The following is an 11,320-nucleotide window of genomic DNA, read 5'->3' on the forward strand; positions in this document are numbered from 1 at the left end:
TTGACCTCCTATATACTACGACTATGAAGGTTATTGCGATTTTCTAACCCGTAAATACCACTCAGAAAGCAAGCGAACTTGTTTTTGTGTATAGCCTTTTTCGACCATACGGTTCACAAAGTCTTCGTGCTTTTGCTGATCCTCTGCAGACGTTTTAGTATTAAACGAAATAACAGGGAGCAAATCTTCGGTATTAGAGAACATTTTTTTCTCAATCACCGTGCGTAGTTTTTCGTAGCTTGTCCATAGTGGGTTTTTACCGTTGTTATGCGCACGGGCACGCAATACAAAGTTCACTATTTCATTACGGAAATCTTTAGGGTTAGAAATACCTGCTGGCTTTTCTATTTTTTCAAGTTCGGCATTAAGTGCCTCGCGGTCAAATAGTTGTCCCGTATCAGGGTCGCGATATTCTTGGTCTTGTATCCAAAAGTCTGCATAAATAACATAACGGTCAAAAATGTTTTGTCCGTATTCTGAATACGATTCTAAATAGGCGGTTTGCAGTTCTTTACCTATAAACTCTACATATTGCGGAATTAAATAGCCTTTTAAAAAGCTTAAATAACGCTCTTCTATTTCGCTTGAAAATTGTTCGCGCTCTATTTGTTGCTCAAGTACATAAAATAAGTGCACCGGATTTGCAGCAACCTCAGTGGTATCAAAGTTAAACACGCGGGATAAAATTTTAAACGCAAAGCGAGTAGAGAGCCCCGTCATGCCTTCATCAACACCTGCGTAATCACGATACTCTTGATACGATTTTGCTTTAGGGTCGGTGTCTTTTAGAGTCTCGCCATCGTATACCCGCATTTTTGAATAGATACTTGAATTTTCTGGATCTTTTAAACGTGATAGCGTCGTAAATTGCGCCAATGTTTTAAGTGTACCTGGTGCGCATGGCGCGTTGTATAGCTCGCTGTGCTCAAGTAATTTGTCGTAAATTTTAATTTCTTCGGTTACACGTAAGCAATAAGGTACTTTTACAATATAAACACGGTCTAAAAATGCTTCGTTGTTTTTATTGTTTTTAAAAGTTTGCCACTCAGATTCATTAGAGTGAGCGAGGATCATGCCATTAAAAGGCAGGGCACTAATGCCTTCTGTGCCGTTGTAGTTACCTTCTTGGGTTGCGGTAAGTAAAGGGTGCAGCACTTTAATAGGCGCTTTAAACATTTCTACAAATTCCATCAGCCCTTGGTTAGCTAAACATAAAGAGCCCGAGTAGGCGTATGCATCAGGATCGTTTTGGGCAAAGTGCTCAAGCTGGCGAATATCGACCTTACCCACTAGCGCCGAAATATCTTGGTTGTTTTCATCTCCAGGTTCGGTTTTGGCAATGCCTATTTGGTTTAAAATAGAAGGGTAGCGTTTAACCACTCTAAACTGGCTAATATCACCATTGAACTCTTTTAAGCGTTTGCCAGCCCAAGGCGACATAATGGTTTTTAAGTAGCGCGGTTTAATACCGTATTCTTGCTTAAGTACGTCGGCGTCCTCTATTGGGTCAAATAATGCAAGAGGATGGTCGTTTACCGGAGAGCCTTTAATTGAATAAATAGGCACTTGTTGCATTAAATATTTTAGTTTTTCGGCAATGGATGATTTACCCCCACCAACAGGTCCAAGTAAATAGAGCACTTGTTTGCATTCTTCAAGCCCTTGGGCGGCGTGTTTTAAATAAGAGACTATTTGCTCAATGGCGTCTTCCATACCATAAAAATCAGCAAAGGCAGGGTAGCGCGCAACTACTCTATTAGAAAATAACCGGCTTAGTCGTGCATCCGTTGCGGTATCTACAATGTTTGGTTCGCCAATTGCCATGAGTAGGCGTTCTGGTGCGCTGGCGTAGGCAGACTTATCGGTTTTACAAATCTCAAGAAATTCAGCGATACTGTATTCTTCTTCCTGTGCCGCTTCGTATCGTGCTTGGTAATGCTCAAAAATCGTCATAATAACCTCCGAAACCCGCTGTAAAAAGGTGCTTACCTTTTAAAGTCTAGTCACGAATTTGTATTTTTGTGCAATAAAATTAAAAATTTAAGTGAAAAAAGATCATGTTACTAAAAGTGTTTTATTAAATGATGAGGCGCTTAGGTGTGATAAACAAGAAACAAAAAAAGACGCCTAAGCGTCTTTTTTACATTAGCGTTTAAAGGCTAATTAAGCGAAGTTAGCGTTCGCGAATTCCCAGTTAACAAGCGACCAAAAACCTTTAAGGTAATCTGGACGAACGTTACGGTAATCAATGTAGTAAGCGTGTTCCCATAAATCCACTGTAAGGATTGGAGTAACGCCATCATCAGTTAATGGTGTAGCAGCGTTAGATGTATTAACGATGTCTAGTGAACCATCAGCAAGCTTAACTAACCACGTCCAGCTTGAACCAAAGTTATTTACTGCTTTGTCATTTAATGCATCTTTAAACGCATCAAAAGAACCCCATTTGGCGTTGATTGCATCAGCAACTGCGCCAGTAGGCTCGCCGCCGCCGTTTGGAGATAAGCTGTTCCAGTAAAAAGTATGGTTCCAGATTTGTGCTGCGTTGTTAAATACGCCGCCTTCTGATGAACATACGATCTCTTCTAGAGATTTGTTTTCAAACTCAGTACCAGGGATTAAACCATTAAGCTTAACCACGTAAGTGTTGTGGTGTTTGCCATGGTGAAACTCTAGTGTTTCTTTTGAAATATGTGGCTCAAGTGCGTCGATTGCATATGGTAGTGACGGTAGTTCAAATGCCATTTTTTTATCTCCATCTTCTTTGGTTGATAGTCCATTTGGTAATACGTAATGCCTGTTGAAACAGAGCAGTTACCTATACCAAGCGGTAATATAGTGTTACTATAATTGTTGAGTATTTTACTCAAGTTTAAGCAAACAGCAATGCTATTGCGAAAGACTATTTCAATTGCGGCTTTATTTGCCCATATTAAGTTATATATTTGTGGTCACGATGAGTTATTTTCAAGACCTAAATATATTTAGCTATCGTTACTTTGAGGTTGTAGATGGAAACCATTGATAAAATTAAACAGCAAATTTCAGAAAACCCAATAATCCTTTTCATGAAAGGGTCACCAAAATTACCTAATTGTGGTTTTTCTTCACAAGCATCGCAAGCGTTAATGTCATGTGGTGAACCATTTGCATACGTTGATATTTTACTTAACCCAGACATTCGTGCTGAGCTTCCAGCATACGCAAATTGGCCAACATTCCCACAACTTTGGGTAGATGGCGAGTTAGTTGGTGGTTGTGACATTATTATCGAAATGTTTCAACGCGGTGAATTACAGCCGTTAATTACAGAAACTGCTGCTAAATATAAAGAAGCTGACGCAGAGTAATTTTATTACTCAACCTGCTATCAGGTTATTAAGCTCTTTAAACACAAAGCCACTTTTTAAGTGGCTTTGTTGTTTTTAATTTTTGTGAATTTACGAATAAGGAAGGCTCACTTGTACGTTTAAGCCGCCCTCTATTTTGTTATGTAAACTTATATGCCCCTGGTGCGCTTCTGCTATTTCTCTGCATAAGGCTAGCCCTAAACCACTCCCCGTACTTTTTGTAGAATAAAAGGGCACTAAAGCATTTGCCATTACTTGCTCGCTCATTCCTTTGCCGCAGTCGCTCACATTTATAACACAAGCTTGGGGTACAAATTCGACCTGAATATGTATTTCATTGGAGTTGGAGCCTGACTCGTGTGAATTTTTTAATAAGTTTATGAGCAGCTGCTCGAGTTGTGTTTGATCAGCTTGTAATTCATTGTGTGAATTTTTTATTTCGTAGCTAAATTGCCAGTGATTCTTTAAATTATTGAGTGTGTTTTGCCAGTTAATCCGTGTTTTTTGTGGCTGAGGTAATTTAGCAAACTTGCCATAGCCTTGTACAAATTCAGTTAAATGACTAATTCGCTCATCAATAGTTGCAAATACACGGGCAAGGCGGGGCTCATCAACTTTATTTGCGAGCAATTGTGCGCTATGTAACATGGACGACATAGGGCCGAGTGAATTATTCAATTCGTGGCTGATAATGCGTATTACCTTTTTCCACACGGCAACTTCTTGGCGACTAAGCTCACGGGTTAATTGTTTGAATATATATAAATGATGCTTTTGGTTATTGAGTAAAAACTCCCCGGTGGCTAAATGCCAAGTTTGCGAGTCTTGATTCTCTATTTCTATATTAAAGAGGCCATCAACACCGTGCTCTATAGCTGCTATTAATTGCAGAGGCGAATTTTCGAGTAATTTACTTAGCTGCATACCTTCAAGGCGGGTTGCGCTATTAAATAAACTACGGCTAATTAAATTACTAAATACCACCGTATTATTATCATTGACCAGTAATAACGCTTGCGGCGAGCTTTGCAATACTTTATCAAGCATTAACTCGCGCTGGTAAATCCATTGTTTTTCTTGGCGAAGCTGTTTAGCGGTTTGATTATAAAGTCGGCATAGTTTTCCAAGTTCATCATTACTTTTATATGCTAGTAAGCTGGAGAGCTCACCATCTTTAAAATTAAGCAATCCAGTTTCGAGCGATTGCATGCCAAGCTTTATTGGCTTGGTGAGAGCTCTTGAAAGCAAGGTGCTAAATGCAAGCGTTAGTAATATTAAAAACAGAGTGTAGTACATATCAAAACCACTAAGTGCGGCAATAATAAAAACAGGCAGCGCGCTACAAAGTGCGCAAATTAACACAACCTTTTGGCTTAGGGTAAAGTGGCTAATAATGTTTGGCATTAATAATCAATACCCATTTTTTGTAATCGACGATAAAGAGCTTGTCGGCTTAAACCAAATTCACGGGCCACTTTGGCTATAACACCTTGATGAGCGCGCATTGCGTGTTCTATTTCCTGTTTGGTCGGTTCTGCTTTTGCTTCTTGTTGAGCAGTAACCGATGACGAAAGTGCAAAGTCATCGACTGTAAGCGCACCTGTTGGTTTTAGTACCGCTACACGTTTACAAGCATTTTCTAGCTCTCGAACGTTACCTGGCCATTTATAATGTTGAAGTGCTTGCTCTGTGTTTATAGTCAGCTCTCGGTGAGGTAAGAAGTGGCTAATGAGTGCTAAAACATCATCTTGCCTTTCGCTAAGGGCAGGCACATTGAGTTCAATTACATTAAGGCGATAATATAAGTCTTCCCTAAATCGACCTTGTTCAATTGCTTGTAGTAAGTTTTCGTTAGTAGCCGATATTACTCGCACATTTACTTTTTGTGTTTGTGTTGAGCCTAAACGTTCAAACTCGCCGGTTTGTACTACGCGTAGTAATTTTATTTGTCCTGAAAGTGGTAAATTACCAATTTCATCTAAAAATAAAGTACCGCCATCAGCTGCTTCAAATCGACCAATACGTTGTTTAGTTATCCCCGTGTATGCGCCAGCTTCAGCGCCAAAAAGTTCGGCTTCTATAAGTTCTTGTGGTAGTGCGCCTGCGTTTACCTTAATAAAAGGTTGCGATACAAGTGGGGAGTTTTTTTGAATGATATGCGCAATGCACTCTTTACCACTTCCATTAGGGCCTGTAATTAATGCAGATATATCAGATTTAGCTACTTGTAGCGCCATAGTGACCAGTCGTTCCATAGCCGTGCTTTTAAATATTAGCCCGGCAAGGTCTGCGCTTTTAAATGTACCTTCACGCTCTTGTTGATGGCGATTATGTGTCGCCACTATTTTTTTAGCACTGCCTAGCTCTATTAAGTTACTGATACAAACTAGTAGTTTTGCATCATCCCAGGGTTTTGGTAAGTAATCGGCAGCACCTGCTTTTACAAGCTCAATAGCGGTAGCAAGTTCGGTCCAGGCTGTAATAAGTATAATAGGGAGGTGTGGGTTTATTTCTCGTAGTTCATAAAACAACGTTTTACCTTCTTCGCCAGAGGTTGTGTCGCTGGTAAAGTTCATGTCTTGAATTACAAGCTCAATTCGCTGATAGCGAACTATTTGCAGAGCATCAAACGGATTTGTTGCAGTGACTACCGAAAAGTCGTGGATTTCGAGCAATAACGAAAGTGCGTCGAGTACTGCTTGGTTATCATCAACAATGAGTATTTTATGAGTCATAGGTTATTTTTATAATTTTTTAATGGCTACACTGCCTTACTAAGCAGTGTAGCATAGTGATTTACATATTATTAAATAGTGCGAGTTGCGATACTGGGCGAAATATTAGCAGCGCGTTTAGCCGGCGCTAATACCGCAAGTAAGCTCATTAAAAATACGGCAATGGCGGTAACGGCTATATAACTTGGCGGTAGTGCAGCTACAGAAAAATACTGCATTAACATTTTCCCAAGCAGTATTGCAGTTACTACACCTAAGGCTAAACCTAGGCTACAAATTAATGCATTTTCTACTAAAAAGTAGCTAACAATAGCTGACTTTCTTGCGCCAAGTGCTCTGCGTGTACCAATTTGCTTAGTACGTTTGCTAATATTAAATAAGGTTAAGCCAAAAATACCGAGAGCGGTTATAAGCACTAAAATAGTGATTAATACTATGAGCATGCGCATCATGAGGCGATCTTGAGCGGTATACTCATTTTTTAATTCATCAAGTCCTTTAATGTTATTAATAACGCGTTTGCTGTAATTTTCGAGCATAGCATTTTCTATTTCTTTCATTACAGCTGCTCGCTGACCAGGCTCTGTACGAACGGCAACTTGTGCATAACTTGCTGCTTTAATATAAGGAATAAACGCAAGATTATCGGGTTTACTGTCTTTGAGCCACGGGCCTTTCATTTTTCCGATTACGCCAATAATTTTAAGTGGTAGGTCGCCAAAATAAACTATTTTCCCTAAACCATCTCCATCAGGGTAGAGCTCATCAAGTAAGGCTTTAGTGACTATAGTGACGTTGGTGCGCTTTTGTGTAATTTCGTTTGTAACGAGCACTTCATCTTCGGTAAAGTTTCGCCCTGCAATTAAGTTAACGCCGTAGGTATTAATTGCGTGGTCATCTATAAAAAAATAAGCGGTCCTGACACTTAGGCCTTCTTGTGGAGCAGGTTTTAAATTAAAGCTCGAAGCGCTGCCACTCCCTGATAGCGGAATACTACTGCTTAATGCGGCATCGACCACGCCTGGCATTTTTCTAAGCATGCTTTCATCAAGCTCAAACTGCTGACTTAAGTTAATATCAGTACCAAAGGTCATTACATTAAACTTAAATATATCTTGTTCAGGGTAGCCCGTTTCTTGGTTTAAATAGCTAATTCTGTCTTGAATGATAAATGCAGCATTACTGACTATTGCCGTTGTGATTGCAATTTGAATTAGCAGTAATACAGCCCCCACCTTTGAGCGGCATAAGGCGTTGAATATAGGTTTTATTTCTAACATTGTTAAATTCCTTATTGGCTCTTAAGATAAATGGCAGGGTTGGTTTTGCACACTAGCCAAGCTGGGTACAAACCAGCCAAAATGCAGGTTGTAATTGCAATCAATGGGGCGCTCAATAGCATAGTTAAATCCATTGTTGCTAAGTTTTCATAGTAGTCGTAGCTTTGCCCTACGCCCATTAAGCCAAGTTGTGCTAGTACAATCCCTAGCATGCCACCTATAAAGCCAAGCATGGCGACCTCAACTAAGTGCTGTAAAAATATTTGCCTTTTACTAGCACCTAATGCGCGCCTTACACCTACTTCTGGCGCTCTGCGTAAAAACTTAGCTAAAAGTAAACCTAAAATATTGGCTAAGCAGACACCTAAGAACATAAAGCTCAGGCCCACTAAAATTTTATTGTCTTCGGTGACGACGTTGTTGTATTGCATCCATTGGTTTACATCGCGAAGTTTATACTCAAGTTCTTTACGATTAAATCGACCACGTTTTTGTTGTTCTTGCATATAGGCTAATAAGTAATTTTGATAGGCTTGTTTTTGTTCAAGCGTATTTAGCTCTGCCCAAAACTGGATCCATACTTGCTCAGATTGCAGTTTATCTGCAAAGGTTGGTGTATTTTCGTGTTTCCATCCATTGCTATTGCCCCAACTTACGAGCTCTTTTGCCTTTATTAAGCTAAAGGGCATAAATAACTCTTCTACTTGATTAAATGCACCGTTATTTAAATCATAATATTTAATATTGAGAGGCCAATGGTTAATAACACCAACTACTTGATAGCTTGCATCATCTAAGTAAATCAGTTCTCCGACGGAGTTTTGTCCTGCAAATAGTTTATCGTTTATCTCTTGGGTAATAACAACCACAGGTGCGGCTGAGTCTTCTTGCTCTTTGCTCCAAGCCCCTCCGTATAGAAATGACAAATTAAACATGCTAAAAAAGTCAGGCGTTGTCATGCGAGCATTACCTATAAAAGGTTTTATTTTGTCGGAGTCCAGATAAACTGAAAAGCCGGTACGCATCATAGCCACTTTTTTCTCTGACGTGGGTGCGTTTAATAAGTTCTCAGCATCTTGATAGGTCAGTTGCAGTGGCATGTTATCTTCTGTCCACCACGTACTACCATCGTCCATTGTTTGTAATTGCACACTGTAAAGTTGGCTGCTTTTTTCTGGGATAGGATCGGCCGACATCATGTGATAAACACTAAGGCTGGTCATTGTTATGCCTATACCTATCGCAATGGCAAGTACCATTAAAAAGCTAACCAGTGGGGTGCGCTTGAAGCTGCGCCAACTTAAATCTAAATAATGAATAAACATTAGTTAAACCCCCGATGCTGTTTTTATAGTTTGCGCGCCCTGATAAAGTGTAAAGTCGGCAAGCTGCCCATCAACTACTTGAATATTACGCGGAGCACGGCGGGCTAATTCGCTATCATGCGTTACCATTACAATAGTGGCACCGTCGCGATTGATTTGTTCAAGTAACTCCATAACTTGGCGAGCCATTAAGCTGTCAAGGTTACCTGTTGGCTCATCGGCAAGTAAAAAACGAGGTTCACCAGCAAGCGCACGGGCTATTGCAACACGTTGTTGCTGGCCACCGGAGAGTTGTTGAGGTAAGTGTTTAGCGCGAGATGCTAAACCAACTTGTTCAAGGCATTGCTCAATTCGACGTTTTCGCTCATTTGCTTTAATCCCTCTGTAGCGAAGAGGAACTTCTATGTTTTCATATAAATTTAAATCGGGGATCAAATTAAAGCCTTGGAATATAAAGCCAATTTTTTGATTACGTAAATCAGCACGTTGGTTATCGTTTAGGCTGCCAACATTAACGCCATCCAACAGGTATTCACCTTCGTTAAAAGGCTCGAGCATACCTGCAATATTTAAAAAGGTTGTTTTTCCTGAGCCGCTAGGACCAGTAACAGCAATAAATTCGCCTTCGTTTACTTGCAGATTAAAATCTCGAAGCGCATGGGTTTGTACCATTTCTGTTTGGTATACTTTACTTACATTGTTCATTTGTAACATGGTTGTTCCTAATTATTTTTAGCGTTGGTTGAGAACGTCTGTTTAATTTAATAAAATCGTGTTGGCTTGCTTAAAGTCGCTGTAGCTTGAAATAATAATTTCATCGTTTTCTTTTAGTCCGCTTAAAAGCTCAACCGCATTAATGCTGGTGGCGCCTATTATAATAGGTATACGCTTTGCGATATTGCCATCGACTTTATAAGCTATAATTCCGCCTTGCTGCATAAATGCACCACGCTTTACTTGCATTACACCTTCTCGGTTGTCGAGTAAAATACGTGCAGTTAAGCGTTGGTTCTGACGAATGTTGTTAGTAACACCTTTAAACCGGACGCGTGCTGTTACTTCACGATTATTAACTTCTGGTGATATGGCGGATAAATTCCCCATCACTGTTTCATTGCCTAACTTAAGCTCTACTTCCATACCGAGCCCTAATTCGTTTGCGTAACTTTCAGGAACCTGGAGTTCGGCTTCAAAATTACTTAAGTCGACGAGAGTCATAAGAGGTTGGCTTTGCGTCACTGCGGCTTTTTGTTGCACTAATAGGTTACCCACGATCCCTGTAACGGTAGCTTTAATAGATAGGTTGCTTACTTTTCGGATTAAGTCATCAACAATAAGTTGTTGGCGGGTTACATCACTTTTAGCAGCTTGTAGTTCAAAAGCGAGCGTGTCTTTGGCAAGCAATACCTCTTGCTGCGCATGCTTATAGGAGAGCTTAGCTCGGGATAAATCATCAACTGCTTTTTCTAGATCAATTTGGCTAATTAAGTGCTTTTGTATTGATAACTGTGCGCGACGATTTTCGCGCTCAGCGGCGTTAAGCTCGACTTGTGCCATATCGAGTGTTTTATTTAAAGTGAGTGTTTGGCGTCTTGCTTGCAAATGTTGCCTTTGCTGTTCGCCTTCAAGTCTTTTAAGTACAGACTCCTGTTGCTTCAATTCATTAGTTAACTCAGGGCTTTGCAGCAGGGCAAGTGTGTCGCCTTGCTTTACTGTATCGCCGGCCTTTACTTTTAAATCTATAAATCCACGTTCTGGACTGTAGATTTTAGGAGCATTAGCAGCAACAATTTTACCACTGGCGGCAATGTCTCGAATGAGCGCTTTAACATGTACTTTTGCAATCTGTACTTTTGAGCGGCTAATAGAGCTTTTAGCGCTATGGCTCGTTAAAAAAATATAAGCAATTGCAGAGACCACAATGAAAACAATCGCAGTGATTATCGCGTATTTTTTATAGCTTATAGGTGCCTTTACTTGTACGTCTTGTGCGCTGGTATCTTTAATCATTTAATTTCCCCTAAATTGCTTTTATGTATTTTTCGCACAGCAGTAATAAAGCTGCTGTGCAAATAGCGGCAATAGGAGAGAGTAAAAATAAGCTTAGAGTAAACATAGTAATTCCAATTAGCGATTATATATAAAGCTATACGATTAATATGCCAATTATTATCCTATTGATATTTAAGTGATTTTGTTTTTTTGTTATTGAAATTTATGTCCGCGGACAGTTTATGTGTCCGCATCGGACATAGTTTTAAATAAAAATTCACTATTAACGTACAAAAAATGACATGAATTTTCATAACTATACTAATGAGCAGCAATAATCGGGGATGTTAAGCCATTAAAGTAATGAAATAGCATAAAACTATCTAAATGTTAACTGAATAGCCCCTCTAGCGCTGAATACTTATTCACTTTCGGTTGCCTTTACGTTTACGTAAGCTGGCACGCTGAAGGCTCGTGTTTTTTACAATATGTTAAACTTGACACCAGTGTCATGAAAAAATAGTGGTTAAAATAACGCTAAATGTTAAAAATAATGATAAAAAGAAATCTTGCTATGAAGTGAGAAATATTCAAGAATGTGAATATGTATTCAAAGTGCTATTGACTCTATTTACGAT

General features: G+C 39.6%; 9 protein-coding genes. 1 reads left to right on the plus strand and 8 read right to left on the minus strand.

Going from position 1 to position 11,320, the window contains the following annotated elements; all coding sequences use genetic code 11:
* Positions 1–30: 30 nt before the first annotated feature.
* Positions 31–1,953, minus strand: coding sequence for a PrkA family serine protein kinase (locus L659_RS0113090; RefSeq protein WP_024590829.1), 1,923 nt, complete (start codon positions 1,951–1,953; stop codon positions 31–33).
* A gap of 210 nt (positions 1,954–2,163) precedes the next feature.
* Positions 2,164–2,745 (minus strand): superoxide dismutase, encoded by a 582-nt coding sequence (locus L659_RS0113095; RefSeq protein ID WP_002960323.1) that lies wholly within the window; start codon positions 2,743–2,745, stop codon positions 2,164–2,166.
* Positions 2,746–3,011: 266 nt separating this feature from the next.
* On the opposite strand from L659_RS0113095, the gene L659_RS0113100 reads away from it, so the two are divergent.
* Entirely contained in the window at positions 3,012–3,350 is a 339-nt protein-coding gene (locus tag L659_RS0113100; RefSeq protein WP_004335359.1) for a Grx4 family monothiol glutaredoxin, read from the plus strand.
* Between the two features lie 90 nt (positions 3,351–3,440).
* Here the strand turns inward: L659_RS0113100 and L659_RS0113105 are convergent, their stop codons facing one another.
* The 6 genes from L659_RS0113105 to L659_RS0113130 all read right to left on the minus strand — a co-directional run bounded on the left by L659_RS0113105 (position 3,441) and on the right by L659_RS0113130 (position 10,700).
* Positions 3,441–4,754: a sensor histidine kinase gene (locus L659_RS0113105; protein WP_024590830.1), complete on the minus strand. Its 1,314-nt coding sequence runs from the start codon at positions 4,752–4,754 to the stop codon at positions 3,441–3,443.
* Positions 4,754–6,085, minus strand: coding sequence for a sigma-54-dependent transcriptional regulator (locus L659_RS0113110; RefSeq protein ID WP_024590831.1), 1,332 nt, complete (start codon positions 6,083–6,085; stop codon positions 4,754–4,756). Before L659_RS0113110 ends, L659_RS0113105 begins: the two co-directional genes overlap by 1 nt.
* A gap of 71 nt (positions 6,086–6,156) precedes the next feature.
* The gene (locus L659_RS0113115; protein ID WP_024590832.1) at positions 6,157–7,365 is read right to left on the minus strand and encodes an ABC transporter permease; all 1,209 of its coding nucleotides are present in this window, start codon (positions 7,363–7,365) and stop codon (positions 6,157–6,159) included.
* 11 nt (positions 7,366–7,376) lie between these two features.
* The gene (locus tag L659_RS0113120) at positions 7,377–8,690 is read right to left on the minus strand and encodes an ABC transporter permease (RefSeq protein WP_024590833.1); all 1,314 of its coding nucleotides are present in this window, start codon (positions 8,688–8,690) and stop codon (positions 7,377–7,379) included.
* Positions 8,691–8,693: 3 nt separating this feature from the next.
* Positions 8,694–9,404: an ABC transporter ATP-binding protein gene (locus L659_RS0113125; RefSeq protein WP_004335374.1), complete on the minus strand. Its 711-nt coding sequence runs from the start codon at positions 9,402–9,404 to the stop codon at positions 8,694–8,696.
* Between the two features lie 42 nt (positions 9,405–9,446).
* Positions 9,447–10,700 carry an efflux RND transporter periplasmic adaptor subunit gene (locus L659_RS0113130; RefSeq protein ID WP_024590834.1) on the minus strand — a complete coding sequence of 418 codons (1,254 nt, stop codon included), beginning with the start codon at positions 10,698–10,700 and terminating at the stop codon, positions 9,447–9,449.
* Positions 10,701–11,320: the final 620 nt, after the last annotated feature.

Origin of the sequence: Pseudoalteromonas sp. S8-8 (assembly GCF_000497875.1) — a bacterium.
Taxonomy (GTDB): Bacteria; Pseudomonadota; Gammaproteobacteria; order Enterobacterales; family Alteromonadaceae; genus Pseudoalteromonas; species Pseudoalteromonas arctica.